The sequence below is a fragment of the Micromonospora sagamiensis genome (assembly GCF_014680085.1).
In the GTDB taxonomy this organism is placed as follows: Bacteria; Actinomycetota; Actinomycetes; order Mycobacteriales; family Micromonosporaceae; genus Micromonospora; species Micromonospora inyonensis.
The window spans coordinates 1002479-1020443 of record NZ_AP023438.1 but is presented as its reverse complement, the minus strand read 5'-3'; the positions used below and the strand labels follow the sequence as shown (position 1 = coordinate 1020443).

Here is a 17965-nt window from a genome sequence, read left to right as displayed (position 1 = left end):
GCGACCGGGGCGTCGCCACCTGTCCACACGTCGAGGATGGTGAATGTGTGAACGGCGGCCATGTCACGTCTTCGTCATCCCGGCGTAACGTCGCGGCAATTCTAGTGACTCAGTTCACAATTTGGAGGCCGCCGTGCGTCGACCCCCGTCCGTCCTCACCCGGTTGGCCACCGCGCTGGCCGGAGCCGTCCTCGCCGTCACGGCGGCCGCAGTGGTCGCCGCACCCGCGCAGGCCGCCAGCCTGACCCCGGTCACCGGTTTCGGTTCCAACCCCGGCAACCTCGCCATGTACGCCTACCGGCCGGACGGCCTGCCGGCCGGGGCCCCCGCCGTGGTGCTGCTGCACGGCTGCGCGCAGAACGCCACCGGCTACTTCACCAACTCCGGCTGGCGCAAGTACGCCGACCAGTGGCAGTTCGCGCTGATCCTGGCCGAGCAGAAGTCCGGCAACAACTCCAGCTCGTGCTTCAACTGGTTCGAGACCGGCGACACCACCCGGGGCCAGGGTGAGGCGCTGTCCATCAAGCAGATGGTCGACCACGCGAAGGCCAACTACGGCATCGCCGCGAACCGGGTGTACGTCAGCGGCCTCTCCGCCGGGGGCGCGATGACCGCCACCATGCTCGCCACGTACCCGGACGTCTTCGCCGGCGGCTCGATCGTCGCGGGTGTGCCGTACCGCTGCGCCACCAGCATGATCAACGCGTTCTCCTGCATGAACCCGGGTGTGAACAAGACCCCCGCCCAGTGGGGCGATCTGGTCCGTGCCGCCCACCCCGGCTACACCGGTGCCCGGCCGAAGGTGGCGATCTGGCACGGCACCGCCGACTACACCGTGGCCACGGCGAACGCCACCGAGTCCCGCGACCAGTGGACCAACGTGGCCGGTGTCTCGCAGACCCCCACCGGCACCACCACGCTGCCCGCCGGCACCACGCTGGAGACCTACGGCAACGACCGGGTACGTGTCTACCGGGTCTCCGGCATGGGGCACGGCACCCCGGTCGACCCGGGCAGCGGCGCCGACCAGTGCGGCACCGCGGCGGCGTACTTCCTGGACACCATCTGCTCGGCGTACCGGGACGCGCTCTGGTTCGGCCTCGACGGAGGTTCCAGCGGCCCGACCCCGACCGCCAGCCCCACGCCGTCTCCGACGGCCGCCCCCACCTGCGTGACCGCCAGCAACTACGCGCACGTCACCGCCGGTCGCGCCTACCAGTCCGGCGGGTACGCCTACGCGGTCGGCTCGCAGCAGCGGATGGGGCTGTACAACACCTTCACCAGCACCACCCTCAAGCAGACCGCCCCGAGCTACTGGGTGATCGGCTGCTGAGGTGGCTGAGGTGTTTGCAGGGGTCCCTTCCTACCGCTTTCTGTCGAGGAGGGGGCCCCTGCATCCACCTTCGGCGGCGCGGCACGCGCGAGCCGGGGAACGGGGCGGGGGAGCGGGGCGGGGGAGCGGCGGGGGGCGGAGGCGGACGGCTATTCGTGCAGCGCGGCGTGCAGGGCGCTCGGCAGGTCCGGGTGGCGGAAGGGGAAACCGGAACGGTAGGGGCGGCCGGCCCGGGTCAGGACCCCGGGCAGAACCCGGGCACTGGTCAACGCCTCCTGGGCGAAGCCGCCCAGTGCGATCTTCAACGCCACCGCCGGGATCGGCATGACCGCCGGCCGGTGCAGTTGCCGCGCCAGCTCCCGGGTGAACTCCGCGTTCCGGACCGGGTTCGGGCCGACGACGTTCACCGGGCCGGCCACGTCGACCCGGTCGAGCAGGTGGACCACCGCGTCGAGCCAGTCGACCATCGAGATCCACGGTATCCACTGCCGGCCGTTGCCCAGCTTTCCGCCGACGCCGAGCCGGAACGGGAGGAGCTGCGGCTTGAGCAGGCCGCCGTCGCGGTGCAGCGGCAGCCCGGTACGCAGCCGCACCACCCGTACCCCGGCGTCCTCGGCCGGGCGGGTCGCCGCCTCCCACACCCGGACGACGTCCGCGAGGAAGCCCTCACCCGCCGGGGCGTCCTCGTCCACGGCCCGGTCGCCCGTGTTGCCGTACCAGCCGACGGCCGAGCCGTTCAGCAGCACCTTCGGACGGTCCTCGGTGGGCAGGCCGGCCATTTTGATGGCGAGGGTGCTCGTGCTCTCCACCCGGCTCGACCGGATCAGCGCCCGGTACGCGTCGTTCCAGCGCTTGTCGCCGACCCCCGCGCCGGCCAGGTTGACCACCGCGTCGACCCCCGCCACCACGGTCGGGTCGAGCTGCGCGGTTCGGGGGTCCCACCGCACCTCGCCGGGGCCGCGTGGGGCACGGCGTACCAGCCGGGTGATCTCGTGCCCGTCGTCGGCGAGCCGGGCGGCCAGTCGGGTGCCCAGGAAGCCGGACGCACCGGCCATGAGGATCCGCATGCCCCATCTTCGCCCAGATCCGGTGTCGCCGGACGAGGGTGGGTGGCGAACGACCCACCCGGGTCGGCTCGTCCCGGTCAGGGCGCGCGGTGATGGGTGCTGCGGACCTCGTACAGCTTCGGGTCGCTCTGCTCGACGAGCGCGCCGATCTCGGCCAGGTGCGGGCGGGCCTCGGGCATCCGGAGCATCGCCTGGAAATGGGCCGCGCTGGCCCACTGCGCGTAGTTGACCACGCGGGTGCCGTCCTGGCTGGCGTGCACGTTGGCCGACCGGAATCCCGGCACCGTGGCGAAGAACGCCCGGGTGGTCCGGTCGAGGGTTTCGACCAGTTCGGCCTGCCGTTCGGGCGCCACGGTGAACACGTTGATCAACGTGACCAGGTCGGCGTCGGTGCTGATGACGGTGTGTGCGGTGGTCGACATCGTTCGTCCTCGTCAGCCGGAGGGGTCGGTCGGGAGGGGAAGACCCGGCAGGTCCGCCGTGCCGAGCTGCGGCACCTGCTCGGCCGGCACGCGGAACGTCCCACCGTCCTCGCCGGGGTGCACGATCGTCCCGTGGCCGCCCCGCGCCTCCATGCCCTCGGCGGTCTCCCTGCCGGGTGCACCGCGACGCCGCCGATCACCCTACCCGGGTGGTCACCCCCGCCACGGGCCCTCCGGCCCGGGACTCGACCCGTCCGCGAGCGTGGCTCGTGGTGGCTCCGACGGTCCGTCGGAGAACCCACCCCTGTGGACGGACGGGGTCGGTCCGGCAACCGTCTCCCACGACGATCGTGGTCACGGGTAGCGGGCCGGGAGGTCGGTTCCGACGCCGGTAGCCCGGTCGGGTGACGTGCCGTGGTCGGATTCGTGGGGTGGGAGCCGCCAGGCGATGCTGGACCTGCCGGGGCCTCCGTCTCCCGGTCGAGCGATGGACGGGGAGCAGCATGGGCATCATCACCGAGGACCGCACCGTTGCGCACAGGTCCACCGTCCCCGCGAACAGGGACACGGACGTGAACCTCTTCGTGCGGTGGCTCAGGCGCAACGACGTCGACAGCCTCCCCGCCGCGCGCCGCAGGCCCGTCCTCATGCTGCACGGCAGGAGCGTTCCAGGTCTCGTCTGGGCCGACCTGGACAGCAACTTCGGCAGTTACAGCTGGGCCAGGGAGTTGGCGAACGACGGCTTCGACGTGTTCGTCATGGACCTGCAGGGCATGGGTCGTTCGTCCCGCCCCGCGCAGATGGACCAGCCGTGCAACGTCAACCCTGCCCAGCAGCGCCTCATCGGTGTGTCGTGCGCACCGACGTATCGGAAGCAGCTGAACAACTCGCAGACCGACCAGGACGAGCTCGACGCGGTCGTCGAGTGGATCAGAAAAGAGCTCAGACTGCCGGCGGGCCAGCAGATCGCGCTGATCGGTTACTCGGCGGCCGCCTACGCGCTCGGGCCGTACGCGATGACGTATCCCAAAAAGGTGTCCAGCCTTCTTCTGGTCGCGCCGATCTTTCCGCTCCAGGGCAGATCGACCTACGACCCGCCGCTTCTCGAGGACGCGATCTCGGCTCCGGTCGGCCTGTACGGGTTCCCCATGCACATAGAGGACAAGACATTCTTCAAGGCCGGGTGGGACAGCCAGCTCGACACGGTCAACTGCCCGGATCAGCGGGACGATGCCAACAACGTGGTCGACGTGGTGTGGAACGCGATCATGGCCAACGACCCGCGCGGCAGCAGTTGGGGGCCGGGGGTGACGCGAGTCCGCAACGTGTACTGGTGGGGCTGGAACTCGAGCATCGTGTCCGCGGACCGCACCGACCTCGGTACGAGGGTGCCCCTGCTCATCATCTACGGAGCCCGCGACACGACAGCCAACAATCCGGCCTCCTTCTCGGGCCCGTTGTCCGTCCCCGATCTCTACTACGCCGTTCAGGGCCACCGCAAGCTCATGTATCGACTGGACTGTGCGGGCCACTTCGTCGTCTGGGAGCGTCAGCGCGAGCATCTGTACCGGCTGTCGAAGGAGTGGCTGAACTCGCCCGACCACAGCATCGACGGCAACAGCACCGGAACGTTCTCGGTGGACAAGAACGGCGAGGTCAAGCCCACCTCGATCGACCCGATGGGCGTGCTGTCCGAGCCACTGTAGGTGGGGGCTCACCTGCCGGTGGGATGGGTTCCGCTACTCGACGACGTCGTATTCCACCCACAGCAGTACGTCCCGCGCGGCGGCCAGCCGGTCGGCGTCGTTCCCTTTGTTGATCTCCAACTCGACGATCCGGGCGGGGGAGCCGCCGGTGGCCGCGTTGAGCGGCAGCGCGTTGGCGGGGTTCCCGTCGCTGAGCACCCCGGTGTTGGACATCGCGATGCCGTCCACGATCGGGAACGCCGTGGTGGTGGTGCCGACCCGGAGCCGGGCGTTGAACGTCCCGCCGTCGACGCCGGGCAGGATCACGGCGAGGTTGGTGACCCTGCCACCCTGCGGGAGCGGGAGCTTGTCGAGCGCGAAGCGCAGTTTTGTCGTCGGCGGCGGTGTCCGCAGACTCGCGAGCCCGTCGGTGTCGACCGAGAGCGCCGAGACGAACTGCGACCGCGAGGCGGGCGCGGGCGCCAGGGCGGTGTCGGTCCGCTTGGCGGCGTAGGACGCCCGCAGGTCGAAGGTGAAGAGTACGTCGGTGACGCGGCCGAGCCCCACGGGGTTCACGCCCGGGGGCAACTCGAGTGTCCAGGTCGTCGTGAACGCGGTGCCCTCGAACGGGAGCAGTTGCTCGCCGGGCAGGCCGTGCAACTCCAGGTCGCGCCGGACCCGGAACTCGCTGACCGGGTAGGCGTCGGCGAAGCGAAGCAGCGGGACCCGCTCGGCGGCAGGGGAGCGGCGGAGCAGCGAGAACCCCATGTTGGTGAGGATCCCGCGCGGCCGCTCCACCGTGCCCGGAGCCTCCACCAGGACCTCGACGGTGCGGATGCGGTGCGCGTACGTGCCGGGATGGCTGGCCAGGAGGTCGTCGTCGGTGAGGGTGAACGTGCACCGGCCGGTCTGCTTGAGCTGCCCGAATGCCAGCGGCAGGTCGCGCGCGAGGGAGTAGGTGCGGGTGAGCGGCAGGCTCAGCCGGGCAGACCCGAGGCGCACCGCCTCCAGCTCGGCGAGATCCAGGGACAGCCGGTCGACGCCGCCGACGTCGCGCATGCGCGGGTCGAAGTAGCCCAGCCGGATCACCCTGACCGGCGTCGCCAACTCGTAGGCGAGCGCCCGCTCGGCGAACCACGCGGCCTGGCCGGCAAGATCGAGGTAGCGGTGCAGCGAGCGCCGGGCGACGCCCGCCAGCGCGTCCCAGAAGTCGCGGTTGAGGTACCGCTCGTTCTGGTAGGTGATCAGGTCGCGAGCGTAGGCGAGATCGGTCGCGGCGATCTGGCCCTGGAGTCTCGCGATGGCCACCTGCCGTTCGTGCACCTGGACCGCGGCCTTGGCGGCGGGCAGCGTCTCGTTGGTCAGCGCTTTCAACTCGTTGTCGCGTTTGACGGCAGCCTCGGCCATGCCCTGCAACGTGTTGGTGCTGATCACGGCGAAGGCGGCGTACGCTCCGACGACGGCCAGACCGCCGGCGGTCCCGCTGCCCGCCCACGCCTCGCTGCCGACGGTCTTGACGACGCCCTTGAGGTCCTGGTCAGTGGTCAGTTCCAGATCCTTCGACGCCGACGAACCGTCCTTGGCGACGTCGACGATGGACATGACGCCGGACTTCATACCGCTCAGGTAGTCCTTGTACTGGTTGAAGATGGAGTTGGAGTCCGCGATCTCCTGCCTCTTCTTCTCGATCAACCTCTCGACGTCGGTGACCAACTTCTGGGCGACGACCACGCCTGCCTTCGCGATCTCGACCTGCTCGGTGGCGATCGCCACGGTCGCCTGGGCCTTGCGCTCGTGCGCCTTGGCGGCGAGCAGGTCGAGGTCGAGTTGCTCGACCCGGCTGAGGTAGGCGAGGTAGTCGTTCTGGGCCGACTTGGCGCCGGTCGCCCAGCGCTGGGCCGCACCGACGAGGGTCTGGTAGCGCAGCGTCGGCACGGTCTCGTCGTCGTAGCCGTAGAAGTTCAGCCCGGCCGACAGCTGTTGCAGCGCCAGCCGGGCCCGGTCGAGCTGGTTGCGCCGGCGCGGGTTCTGCGCCGGACCGAGCGTGGGGGAACCGAGGACGACCGGCCGGTAGGCCATGGTCCCCGGGTCCTCGCCGTGCAGGAACACGACCGCCTTGTAGAGCTCGCGGGCGCGCTCCAGACTCGCCCGGTCGTCGGTGCGGTAGAGCGTCTCGCCCCAGGCGAGCAGGGCGTCGGCCTGCGCCATGCGGGCGTACCGCTCCTCGAGCGGATGCAGGATCGACGGATCCGGCTTCGTCACGTCGAACCGGTTGCGCACCTGCGGCGTGAGCGGGAACGGACCGTCCAGGTGGCGGCCGTCGTCGTACATCACCCGCGCCGTGTAGGGACGGTCGCCCAGCGGGTCGTCCCACCGCAGCCGGCCGGCGACCACGCGCTTGGCCTCGTGGGTGTCGGGGTGCTGCACCATTCCGCCCGGGGTGCCCAGCATTCCGACGCCGACGTAGTACCCCGTCACCGTCGAGAGGACCTCGACGACGCCGGGGATGTCGCCCAGCCCCCAACGGATCAGCGCGCGCAGCATCGGCAGCAGGAATCGCTCCTGGTAGGTGCGCAGCCGGGTGGCGTGGTCCCGGGCGATCCGGAAGGACCCGACGTCGCGCCAGAGGTCGGTGGGCCGGCCCAGCTCGAAGAACCGCTCGAAGCCGTCCGGCAGGTACGGCTTACGCGTGCCGGTCAGTTCGACGATGGTGGTGACCTTGACGGCTCGGCGGCGGGCGAGGCTCGCCGGGCGCGAGGAGTTGCCGGCGCTGAACTCCGGCTCCCAGTCCTCACCGGCAGCCGGGTTGGGGCTGGCGTCCCGGAGCAGCTGCTCGGCCTCGTCGGCCAGGCGCACCGCCGTGGCGAACTGGCCCTTGTCGATCGCTTCGACGAGTTCGACGAGCTTCGCGTCGGCCGCGCCGTACCGCAGCAGGAACGTCGCCGACCGGCGCACCTCGCCGATCGAGCCGAAGAAGGGCGCGTACGGCTCGCTCGTGTGTGTGAAGGGGATCGTCTCGTGGTACTGAAGGAACTTCCTGCGGTTCTCGTCCAGCCACGGGCCCCGCGCCACGCCGTCGACCTGGGTGCGCAGGGCGAAGAGGTTCTCGGGGAAGAACGGCTGCTGGCGGCCGAGCCACTCGTCGAAACGCAGGAAGAACGGCGCCGAGCCGACCACGTCGGGCCACAGGATCGGCTTGCCCTCGACGCCGGGCAGTTGCGGCTCGATCACGTTCTCGGCTGGCTCGACCGGACCCTGCGCGGTGTCGCTCAGGACACGCGAGAGTGTGTGGACGTTGAGGAGCACCGGAGTGGAGACGGTGGTGTCGGGTTCGTGCAGCGGAAGTCGGTAGCGGTTGGCGAACTCCTCCACGTCCACCGGTGCCAGCGCCAGGAGCACGTCGAGGTGCGCGCGGTCGGTCAGGTTGCCCTGCGGCGGGATGCTCGCGACAGGCACGGCGAACCCGAACCCGTTCCCCGTCGGCGCGGTCAGGATCGCCGTGACGAGCGGGATCAGTAGCTTGTTGAGCGGCGTCTCGGTGCGATCGGCCGTGCGGAAGTCCTGGAAGAACCGTCGCTTCAGCTGCCGTTCGACAAGGTCCGGGAACGCCGTGGCGTCAGCCGTGACCCCGAGCTTCTGCTGGTGCGCGAAGAGCACGAACACGCCGTGCAGGTAGTCACGGTAGGACTGGTCGTCCGGCAGCGACCACGGGAACCAGTCCCAGAGGGGTCCGGGCCAGGTGAAGCGGTCCGGGTCGATCTTGTCGACGTCGACATGGGCGTCGAGGTCGGGGTGCGGGAGGTAGCCCACGGTGCCGTCCCGCAGCGCGTCGGGATTCACCACCCGTACGTCGGCCTGCTGGTCACCCCCACCGAGCTTGTCGAGCAGGTGGGCCCGCTCGCCAGGCGTCAGGAGGCGGACCATGCTGTCGGGGGCCGGACGGGTCAGGTCGTCGACCAGGTCGCCGGCGAGGACGCGGCGCGTGGCGACCAGGTGGTCGGCCAGCATCGCCAGGCGGCCCCGGTCGACATCGCCCCGTCCGCGGACGGCCAGCCGGATCGGCTCGTCGTGGAACAGGGCCTCCCGGGTGACCGGAGTCTCCTCGCCGTCCCGGTCGATCCGCACGGTCAACGGCTGCCGCCACAGGTTCTCGTCGATCTCCAGCCCGGCGATTCCCTCGCCGTCCGTCCGGGCCCTGGCGACGACCCGGTCGCCGGACACCGCCTCGACGCCGACGTCGGAGAGCAGCCGATCCGTCGTCTCGTGCCGGACCACGACGCGGATGGCCAGGCCCTCGGAAATCTGGCCGGTTTTCATCCGATAATCGTAGATAGGTAGCCGGTGGCGGTTTGCCGCATTCTGGTGACCTGGCGCGAACGTCGCGCCAGTCGGGCCGGTTGGTGGCTTGCCACGGCCGGTGTGGAGGATGGCGGCGTCCGGCACAGCGAAGGGGCGCCCCGGTGGTCGGGGCGCCCCTTCGTCGGCGTGCTCAGCGGGTCAGGACAGGCCCAGCTCCGCCTCGAAGTTGCCGGCCTCCAGGCGCTCCTTGATGGCGACCAGGAAGCGGGCCGCGTCGGCACCGTCGATCAGCCGGTGGTCGTAGGAGAGGGCCAGGTAGACCATCGACCGGACGGCGATCACCTCGCCCAGCTCCGGGTCGTTCACCACGACCGGGCGCTTGACGACCGCACCGGTGCCGAGCATCGCCGACTGCGGCGACGGCACGATCGGGGTGTCGAACAGGGCCCCCCGGCTGCCGGTGTTGGTGAGGGTGAAGGTCGCCCCGGCGATCTCGTCCGGGCTGATCTTGTTGGTCCGGGTGCGGTCGGCCAGGTCGGCGATCCGCTTGGCCAGCCCACCCAGGTTGAGGTCACCGGCGTCGTGCACGACCGGCACCATCAGGCCCCGCTCGGTGTCCACCGCGATGCCGAGGTTCTCGGACTTCGGGTAGGTGATCGTGCCGGCGTCGAGGTCCATGCTGGCGTTGACCACCGGGTACGTCTGGAGCGCCTCGACCGCCGCCAGCGCGAAGAACGGCAGGAAGGAGAGCTTCACGCCGTGCCGCGCCAGGAAGGCGTCCTTGGCCCGGGCCCGCAGCTTGGCGACCTTGGTGACGTCCACCTCGACCACCGTGGTGAGCTGCGCCATCTCGTGCAGCGACTCCTGCATCCGCTTGGCGATGACCGCGCGGATCCGGGGCATCTTCTCGGTGGTGCCCCGCTTGGCGCTCGGCTGGGCCTTCGGCTTGGCCGGGGCCGCCGCGGCCGGAGCCGGTGCGGCGGCGGGGGCCGGTGCGGCCTTGGCCGCCTTGGCCTTCTCCACCGCGTCCAGCACGTCCTGCTTGCGGATCCGGCCACCGACACCGGTGCCGCTGATCGAGGAGAGGTCGACGCCGTGCTCGCTGGCCAGCTTGCGGACCAGCGGGGTCACGTAACCGGCGGCCTCCTCGCCACCGCCCTGCGCCGGGGCGGCCGGCCGCTGCGGGGCGGCCGTCGGGGCGGCCGGCGTGGCCTGCTGCTCGGCCTTGGCGGGCTGCGCCGCCGTCTCGGCCTCGGCGGACGGCTCGTTGTAGGACAGGCCCGGGGTCGGCTCCTGGGCGGCCGGCTCGGGCTTCGGCTCCGGCTTGGCCTCGGCCTTCGGCTCCGGCTTGGCCTCGGGCTCGGGCTTCGGTTCCGGCTTGGCCTCGGCCGGGGCAGCACCGGCCGCGCCGACCACCGCCAGGGTGGCACCGACGGGGGCGGTCTCGTCCTCGGCGACCTTGATCTCGAGCAGGGTGCCGGCGACCGGCGACGGGATCTCGGTGTCGACCTTGTCGGTCGAGACCTCGAGCAGCGGCTCGTCGACCTCGACGCTGTCGCCGACCTGCTTGAGCCAGCGGGTGACCGTACCCTCGGTGACGCTCTCGCCCAGCGCCGGCAGGGTGACCGGGGTGCCCTCGCCCGACGGGGCCGGGGCAGCCTCGGCCTTCGGCTGCTCCGGCTCGGGGCCGGTGCCCTCGGCGGCGGCGGTCGGCTCGGCCTTCTCCGCCGGAGCCTCCTGCTCCTCCTGGGGAGCGCCGCCGCCGGTCTCCTCGCCCTCACCGGCGATGACGGCGAGCTCGCTGCCGACCTCGGCGGTCTCGTCCTCGCCCACCATGATCCGGCTCAGCACCCCCGCCGCGGGGGACGGGATCTCGGTGTCGACCTTGTCGGTCGAGACCTCGAGCAGCGGCTCGTCGACCTCGACCGTGTCGCCCTCCTGCTTGAGCCAGCGCGTGACGGTGCCCTCGGTGACGCTTTCGCCGAGCCGGGGCATGGTGACCGATACCGGCATCTTTCAAGACTCCTTCGTGGCCTGGGTACGGATCCTCGCCCGCTTGCCGCCGGACGCCGCGGATGTGGGTGTGGTCAGGCGTGCGCGTGCAGCGGCTTGCCCGCCAGGGCGAGGTGCGCCTCGCCGAGGGCCTCGTTCTGCGTCGGGTGGGCGTGCACGAGCTGCGCCACCTCGGCCGGGTAGGCCTCCCAGTTGTAGATGAGCTGCGCCTCGCCGATCAGCTCACCGACCCGGGCGCCGACCATGTGCACGCCGACCACCGGTCCGTCCTCGACCCGGACCAGCTTGACGAAGCCCGTGGTCTTGAGGATCTGGCTCTTGCCGTTGCCACCCAGGTTGTAGTTGTAGGTCTTGATCTTGTCCGCCCCGTACTGCTCCTTGGCCTTGGCCTCGGTGAGACCGACCGACGCCAGCTCCGGGTCGCAGTAGGTGACCCGGGGGATGCCCGCCTCGTCGATCACGGCGGGGTTCAGGCCGGCGATCTCCTCGGCGACGAAGATGCCCTGCTGGAAGCCGCGGTGCGCCAGCTGGAGACCGGGGACGATGTCGCCGACCGCGTAGACGTTCGGCACACCGGTGCGCAGCCGCTCGTCGGTCAGCACGTACCCGCGGTCGATCTTGACGCCCTGCTCCTCGTACCCGAGGTCGGCGGTGACCGGGCCGCGGCCGACGGCGACGAGCAGCAGCTCGGCCTCGACGGTCTCGCCGCCGGAGATGGTGACCTTGACGCCCTTCTCGGTCTTCTCGACCTTCTCGAAGGGCTTGCCGACCTTGAAGTTGATCTTCCGCTTGCGGAACGCCCGCTCCAGCGCCTTCGACGACTCCTCGTCCTCGGCGGCGACCAGCCGGGGCAGCGCCTCGATGATCGTCACGTCCACCCCGAAGGACTTCCAGACGCTGGCGAACTCGACGCCGATCACGCCGCCGCCGAGCACGATCGCCGACGCGGGCACCCGGTCCAGGGTCAGCGCGTGGTCACTGGTGATCACCCGCTCGCCGTCGACCTCCAGGCCGGGCAGGCTGCGGGCGTACGAGCCGGTGGCCAGCACGACGTTACGGCCGGTGTAGCGCTTGCCGTCGACCTCGACGACGTTCGGCCCGACCAGGCGGCCGGCCCCCGACACGAAGGTGATGTTCTTCGAGCTGCCGACCAGGCCCTGGAGGCCCTTGTACAGGCGGGCGATGACGCCGTCCTTGTACGAGTTGACCCCGGCCATGTCGATGCCGACCAGCTCGGCCTTGACGCCGAACTGCTCCGACTCGCGGGTGTTGTCGGCGATCTCGGCCGCGTGCAGCAGGGCCTTGGTCGGGATGCAGCCGTTGTGCAGGCAGGTCCCGCCGAGCTTGCCCTTCTCGATCAGTGCGACCTTGAGGTCCAGCTGGGCGGCGCGCAGCGCCGCCGCATAGCCGCCACTGCCTCCTCCGAGGATGACAACGTCGAAGGTCGCGTCGTTCGGCTCGCTCACACTCAACTCCCAGGTCGCGTCGCTGCTACGAGGGTCATGCCAGGAAAAGGGCATACTCGCCTCGGTCATCTTGTCACCTGCCCTCGCAGCGCGCGTAGTCAGGTGCTCAACGACACGTCGAGGACACGTACGCTTGGCGGAAGGTGTCTCGAGACGGCGGGTGGAGGGGATGGCCGGTGGCGCTGTTCCGGCGACGACGCAAGCCCAGCGGTGACACGGGTCCGGGACGCGCGGCCAGCCGCGCCGATCTTGAGCACCTGGAGAACTTCGTCCGGACCAGGCGTGGGGTCGAGGCGTTCATCGAACCCCGGACCACCGTCACCGAGACCACGGTGATGCTGATCGCCGACGACGGGGAGTGGACCCGCCGCCGTATCGACTCGCCGGAGAACGCCCGCCGCTTCGCCCACCGGCTCGCCATCCCCATCTACGACGTGCGCCTGGTCGGCTACCCGCAACGGATGCGCGACTTCAACGAGCGACGCAAGCGCCGCCCCGAGCGGTACTGAGGTACCGCCCGCACCCTCGGCTCCCGTCGGTGGGCGTCTGCGCGGCCCGGGTGTGTGCAGGGGACCCCTGCTACCCGAAAAGCGGTAACAGGGGTCCCCTCCTACCACCTCAGCCCTCGGCGGCGATGTCCTCGACGAGCTGCACCAGGGTCCGGACCGGCACGCCGGTGCCGCCCTTGGTCCAGTATCCGGTCGGCTCGCCCGAGTGGTAGCTCGGACCGGCGATGTCGATGTGCGCCCAGGCCACGTCGTCGGAGACGAACTCGCGCAGGAACGTGCCGCCCTGGAGCATGTGCCCGGCCCGGTCCATCCCGGCGTTGACCTGGGAGATGTCGGCGACATCGGAGTCCATGCCCTTGCGCACGTCGTCCGGCAGCGGCATCGGCCAGGCCGGCTCGCCGACCGCGTCGCCGACCGCCTTCACCCGCTCGCAGAGCTCCGGCGTCCCCATCACCCCGGCGACCCGCTTGCCGAGGGAGATCACCTGCCCGCCGGTCAGGGTGGAGGTCTCGACGAGGTAGTCGCAGCCGTCCGCGCAGGCCCGCGCCATCGCGTCGGCCAGGACCATCCGCCCCTCGGCGTCGGTGTTGAGCACCTCGACCCGCTTGCCGTTGAACATGGTGATGACGTCGCCCGGCCGGTACGCCGTACCCGACGGCATGTTCTCCGCCATCGGGACGTAGGCGCTCACCGCCACCGACGGCTTCAGCGCCGCGACGGCCAGCATGGTCGCCGCGACCGCCGCCGCGCCGGCCATGTCGGACTTCATCTCCCACATGCCCTGGGACGGCTTGATGGAGATGCCGCCGGTGTCGAAGGTGATGCCCTTGCCGACCAGCGCCACCCGCTTGCCGGTCGCCCCGCCCTCCGGGGTGTACGTGATCTTGACCAGCCGCGGCGGGGCCTCCGAGCCCTGCCCGACGGCGATGATGCCGCCGTAGCCCCCCTCGGCCAGGGCCGCCTCGTCGAGCACCTCGACGGTCAGGCCGGCGGCCCGGGCGGCCTCGGCCACCGTGTCGGCGAAGGCCGGCGGGCGCTTGTCGTTGGGGGCGGTGTTGACCCAGTCCCGGCTGAGCCGCACCGCGCCGGCCACCGTGGCCGCCCGGGCGATCTCCGCCTGTGCGGTGGCGTCCCCGGCGTCCGGCACCGCCACCAGCACCTCCGCCACCGGCTCCCGCCGGGCCGGCTGCGGCTTGGTCTTGTAGCCGGCGAACCGGTACCCGCCCAGCAGCGCGCCCTCGGCGACCGCGCGCAGCGCCGCCGGGGCGTCCGCGTCGTCCGGCAGCGGCAGGCTCAGCGCCACCCGGCCGGCGCCGACCAGTGCCCGCACCGCCGACCCGGCGGCCCGGCGCAGCGTCTCCGGCGCCGGGGCGGCGCCGGTCGGCTCCGCGCCCAGCCCGACCGCGGCGACGATCGGTGCGGTGATCGTGCCCAGCGTGGCGAGCTTGATCACCTCGCCGGGAGCGCCGGTCGCGCCGAGCAGCGCCAGCGTCTCGGTCAGCTTGCCGTCGAAGGCGGCGGCGATGCTCTCCGCGCCGCTGCCGAGGAGCAGGGAACCGACAGGGCCGCTGGTGGCGTCCTGCTCACCGGTCTGACTGTGCACGCCGATCACGATGGCGTCGACGGCAAGCTCGGCGGGGTCGGTGTCGACCAGGCTCAGGGTGGTGCTGGGCGATGTCACTGAAGCTACTCCGGGCGGGCCGGGCCGGTCGCGGGTTGCGTCCGGCGGTGATGGTCTTCGGGGGCAACCTACCCGCCGGGGGACAGGGTTGTCCCGCCCGTGGATACGGCGGGTCCCGCCGATGCTAACCAGCGGTGCGGTCCCCGGTAAGTTGCCACCATGACCGACGTGACCTCCGACGCGACCGCGACCCGGTCGCGTCGTTCCCCGCTGCACGAGCGGCACACCGCCGCAGGCGCGAAGTTCGCTCCCTTCGGGGGCTGGGAGATGCCCCTGGAGTACGCCGGCGGCGGTGTGCTCAAGGAGCACACCGCGGTCCGGGAGGCCGTCGGTGTCTTCGACGTGTCCCACCTCGGCAAGGTGCGGGTGACGGGACCGGGCGCGGCCGGGTTCGTCAACTCCTGCCTCAGCAACGACCTGGGCCGGATCGGCCCCGGACGGGCGCAGTACACCCTCTGCTGCGACGACGCGACCGGCGGGGTGGTCGACGACATCATCGCCTACCTGCACGACGACGGGCACGTCTTCCTCATCCCGAACGCCGCCAACACCGCCGAGGTGACGCGCCGGCTGCGCGCCGCCGCGCCGTCGTCGGTCACCGTCACCGACGAGCACGAGGCGTACGCCGTGCTGGCCGTGCAGGGGCCGCGCTCGGCCGCGCTGCTGGACGCCCTCGGCCTGCCCACCGGGCACGACTACATGAGCTTCTCCACCGCCACCCTGGACGGGGTGGAACTGACCGTCTGCCGCACCGGCTACACCGGCGAACTCGGCTACGAGCTGGTGGTGCCCGCCGCGCACGCGGTTGCCGTCTGGGACGCCCTGCACGCCGCCGGGGCCGAGTTCGGGCTGCGGGCCTGCGGCCTGGCCGCCCGGGACACGCTGCGCACCGAGATGGGGTACCCGCTGCACGGGCAGGACCTGTCGCTGGAGATCACCCCGGTGCAGGCGCGCTGCGGCTGGGCGGTCGGCTGGGACAAGCCGGCCTTCTGGGGGCGGGACGCGCTGCGCGCCGAGAAGGCCGCCGGCCCCCGGCGTACCCTGCGTGGCCTGGTGGCGGTCGACCGGGCGATCCCCCGTCCCGGCATGGTCGTGCGGGTCGGTGACGCCGAGGTCGGCACGGTCACCAGCGGCACCTTCTCGCCCACCCGCAAGCAGGGTGTCGCCCTGGCCCTGCTCGACACGGCGGTCGGCCTGGCCGACGGCGACGAGGTGGAGGTCGACGTCCGGGGGCGCCGCGCCCGCATGCGCGTCACCCGGCCCCCCTTCGTCGACCCCTCCGTCAGGTGAACCGGCCCGGCGACCACCCTCCGCGGGTCAGCGGGGGTGGTCGCCGGAGTCGAGGACGGCCTGGGTCCAGCCGCCCTCGATGACCCCGGTGGGGCCGAGCAGGGCCCAGTCCACGACGTCCGTCGCCTCCACCACGACCGGGGTGCCGATGCGGACCTCCGGGTCGATCGTGGCGTCGCTGGCGCTGGTGCCGCTGATCCGCTCCGGGGTGTCCCAGGACGTCACCGCCGCCCAGACGAACTCCGGGCCGTCGTCGCCGGGCAGGCCGTACTTGACCACGAGCTGAGCCTCGGCCGGCAGCGCCCCGGCCCGGTATCGGGCCCGGACGTCCGGCAGCGCGGCGCGGGCGGTGGCCACCGCCTTCGACATGGCGTCGCCCCGGCGGGCGTACCGCACGTCCGGTTGAATGCCGGAGAAGAGCGTGGCGCACGCCGAGGCGAAGTACCGCCCGGGGGCCCCGGGATGCCCGGCCGGCGGGTGCAGGCTGAGGAACGAGTCCGCCTCCGGGTCCGTCGCCGGGTCCAGCTCCAGTCGGAGCAGCACCGGCGCGGTCGCCCCGTGCTGCTCCGGGTTGCCGTACGCCACCGCGATGTCGTGCCCGGTGACCGTGGTGAGCACCGGCAGCTGGACGAATGCCGGCACCTCCTCGCCGGCCAGCCCGTCGGTCCAGGTCCGCAGCAGCCGACTGGCCACCCCGGTCAGCACCGCCCCCCAGGCCCGGGTCAGGTGGTCCGGGACGCCCTGGGTCTGCAACTCCAGCAGCCCGAACCGGCGCAGCCCCTTGGTGGTGAACCAGAGCCCGTCGGCGTCCGAGGAGTACGGCACCAGCACCCAGTCGACCAGGCGCACCCGGCCCTGGGCGTCGGGGAGCGAACGCAGCGCGGTCGCCGGGTCGAGGAACTGCAACCCGAACACGTCCACCACGTCCCCGTCGACGGTCTCGGCGACGGCGGCGGCCACCGCCCGGGCCGCCCACTCGTGCGCCGGCGGCCATCCCGGCCGGTACTCGGCCCGGACCACCACCACGTGCGTCGCCTCGGCCAACCGCCCCAACTGCTCGCGGGTCGCCCCGAACGCGGTCAGCAGGTCCGGCGGGAGCGCGGGGAACTCGTCGATCGGCCGGGTGTCCACGCTCATCAGCGGACTCGCCAGCATCTGCCGGGCCAGCCCGTACGCCGGCTCGGCCAGCCGTCCGGCCAGCGCTGTCACCGCCGTCCGTGGGCTCACCCTCGGCAGCCCGCGCATCGGCACCAGATAGGTCGCGGTCAGTGTCTCCGGGACCGGAACGGGCAGGAAGTCGTCCGTGATGAGCAATTCGTCCCCCATCGCCGCGCCGGTGCTGTCGGGGGAGAACGCTACCCGGCATGGTGAGCCGTTCTCAGCCGGACAGCACGACTCCCAGGTAGACCAGGGTCGTGGCGACCTCGACGCTCGCGCCGAGCACGTCGCCGGTGATCCCGCCGAGGCGGCGTACCAGATGGCGCAGGAGCGCAAGGACGGCGGCGAGCGCGACGGCGACGGCGAGCGGCCCCTGCCACGGGCGGCCCGGAACCGCTGCGAGCGCCGGCAGCGCGACGGCGACCGCCCCGGCGGCCACCGCGACCGGCCCGACCGTGCCGGCCACCAGCGCGCCGAGCCCTTCCGGACGGGCCGCCGGGACCCCGCGCCGACAGGCGACGGTCACCCCGAGCCGGCCGGCGGCCGTCGCGGTGACCACCGCCGCGAGGGCCGCCGGCCACGACCGGGCGGCCAGCTCCGCGAGCACCGCGCTCTGCACCAGGAGGACGAGCACCAGCGCGGCCACCCCGAACGGCCCCACGTCCGGCTTCTTCATGATCTCCAACGCGGCGGGCCCCCGCCGGTACGACCCGAGCGCGTCGACCGTGTCGGCCAGCCCGTCCAGGTGCAGGCCCCGGGTGAGCAGCGCGCCGCAGCCGACCGTCACCACGGCGGCGACCAGGGGAGGGGCCACGACGGACAGGCCGAGCAGCACCCCGCCCAGGACCACCCCGAGCGCCGCCCCGACCAGCGGCGCGACGGCCATCGCCGTGCCGGCGGTGGCCCGGTCCAGCCGGCCGGGACGCACCGGCGCGGTGGTGAACGTGGTGACCGCCAGCCGCAGGCCGGCACCGAGCCGGGACTCAGCCGGCACGGCGGACCGCGGCGGCGACCCGGAGCGGACGGCTCGGGCGCGATGAGC

Annotated in this window: 13 protein-coding genes; 4 read left to right on the top strand and 9 right to left on the bottom strand. The window is 72.1% G+C overall.

Translation table 11 applies throughout. The annotated features are described in order from the left end of the window. Positions 1–133: 133 nt before the first annotated feature. Positions 134–1333, top strand: a complete 1200-nt coding sequence (locus tag IGA62_RS04085; protein WP_145816186.1) for an extracellular catalytic domain type 1 short-chain-length polyhydroxyalkanoate depolymerase — start codon at positions 134–136, stop codon at positions 1331–1333. 149 nt (positions 1334–1482) lie between these two features. On the opposite strand, the gene IGA62_RS04080 is transcribed toward IGA62_RS04085, so the two are convergent. The 3 genes from IGA62_RS04080 to IGA62_RS04070 all read right to left on the bottom strand — a co-directional run bounded on the left by IGA62_RS04080 (position 1483) and on the right by IGA62_RS04070 (position 2975). After that, a complete protein-coding gene (locus IGA62_RS04080) occupies positions 1483–2400 on the bottom strand; it encodes a TIGR01777 family oxidoreductase (protein ID WP_145816187.1) in 918 nt (305 codons plus the stop codon). A 77-nt stretch (positions 2401–2477) separates the two neighbouring features. Continuing rightward, positions 2478–2822: an antibiotic biosynthesis monooxygenase family protein gene (locus IGA62_RS04075; protein WP_145816188.1), complete on the bottom strand. Its 345-nt coding sequence runs from the start codon at positions 2820–2822 to the stop codon at positions 2478–2480. 12 nt (positions 2823–2834) lie between these two features. After that, complete coding sequence (locus IGA62_RS04070; protein ID WP_186499750.1) at positions 2835–2975, bottom strand: hypothetical protein; 141 nt, start codon at positions 2973–2975, stop codon at positions 2835–2837. Between the two features lie 350 nt (positions 2976–3325). Between IGA62_RS04070 and IGA62_RS04065 the strand changes: the two genes are divergently transcribed. Continuing rightward, positions 3326–4528: an alpha/beta fold hydrolase gene (locus IGA62_RS04065; RefSeq protein WP_145816189.1), complete on the top strand. Its 1203-nt coding sequence runs from the start codon at positions 3326–3328 to the stop codon at positions 4526–4528. Positions 4529–4561: 33 nt separating this feature from the next. Here the strand turns inward: IGA62_RS04065 and IGA62_RS04060 are convergent, their stop codons facing one another. The 3 genes from IGA62_RS04060 to lpdA all read right to left on the bottom strand — a co-directional run bounded on the left by IGA62_RS04060 (position 4562) and on the right by lpdA (position 12339). Beyond that, the gene (locus IGA62_RS04060; RefSeq protein ID WP_145816190.1) at positions 4562–8824 is read right to left on the bottom strand and encodes a Tc toxin subunit A-related protein; all 4263 of its coding nucleotides are present in this window, start codon (positions 8822–8824) and stop codon (positions 4562–4564) included. Between the two features lie 180 nt (positions 8825–9004). Further along, entirely contained in the window at positions 9005–10819 is a 1815-nt protein-coding gene (sucB, locus tag IGA62_RS04055; RefSeq protein WP_145816191.1) for a 2-oxoglutarate dehydrogenase, E2 component, dihydrolipoamide succinyltransferase, read from the bottom strand. A gap of 74 nt (positions 10820–10893) precedes the next feature. After that, positions 10894–12339, bottom strand: a complete 1446-nt coding sequence (gene lpdA, locus IGA62_RS04050) for a dihydrolipoyl dehydrogenase (protein WP_186500208.1) — start codon at positions 12337–12339, stop codon at positions 10894–10896. Positions 12340–12461: 122 nt separating this feature from the next. Here lpdA and IGA62_RS04045 point away from each other — a divergent pair, with 122 nt between their 5' ends. Further along, positions 12462–12794, top strand: a complete 333-nt coding sequence (locus tag IGA62_RS04045) for a hypothetical protein (RefSeq protein WP_145816193.1) — start codon at positions 12462–12464, stop codon at positions 12792–12794. 109 nt (positions 12795–12903) lie between these two features. On the opposite strand, the gene IGA62_RS04040 is transcribed toward IGA62_RS04045, so the two are convergent. After that, complete coding sequence (locus IGA62_RS04040) at positions 12904–14475, bottom strand: leucyl aminopeptidase (RefSeq protein WP_145816194.1); 1572 nt, start codon at positions 14473–14475, stop codon at positions 12904–12906. 159 nt (positions 14476–14634) lie between these two features. Here IGA62_RS04040 and gcvT point away from each other — a divergent pair, with 159 nt between their 5' ends. Then, complete coding sequence (gene gcvT, locus IGA62_RS04035) at positions 14635–15765, top strand: glycine cleavage system aminomethyltransferase GcvT (RefSeq protein WP_145816195.1); 1131 nt, start codon at positions 14635–14637, stop codon at positions 15763–15765. A 27-nt stretch (positions 15766–15792) separates the two neighbouring features. Here gcvT and IGA62_RS04030 read toward each other — a convergent pair whose 3' ends face one another. Next, entirely contained in the window at positions 15793–17079 is a 1287-nt protein-coding gene (locus IGA62_RS04030; protein ID WP_145821809.1) for a DUF2314 domain-containing protein, read from the bottom strand. Positions 17080–17143: 64 nt separating this feature from the next. Next, positions 17144–17917, bottom strand: a complete 774-nt coding sequence (cobS, locus tag IGA62_RS04025) for an adenosylcobinamide-GDP ribazoletransferase (RefSeq protein ID WP_145816196.1) — start codon at positions 17915–17917, stop codon at positions 17144–17146. Between the last annotated feature and the right edge of the window lie 48 nt (positions 17918–17965).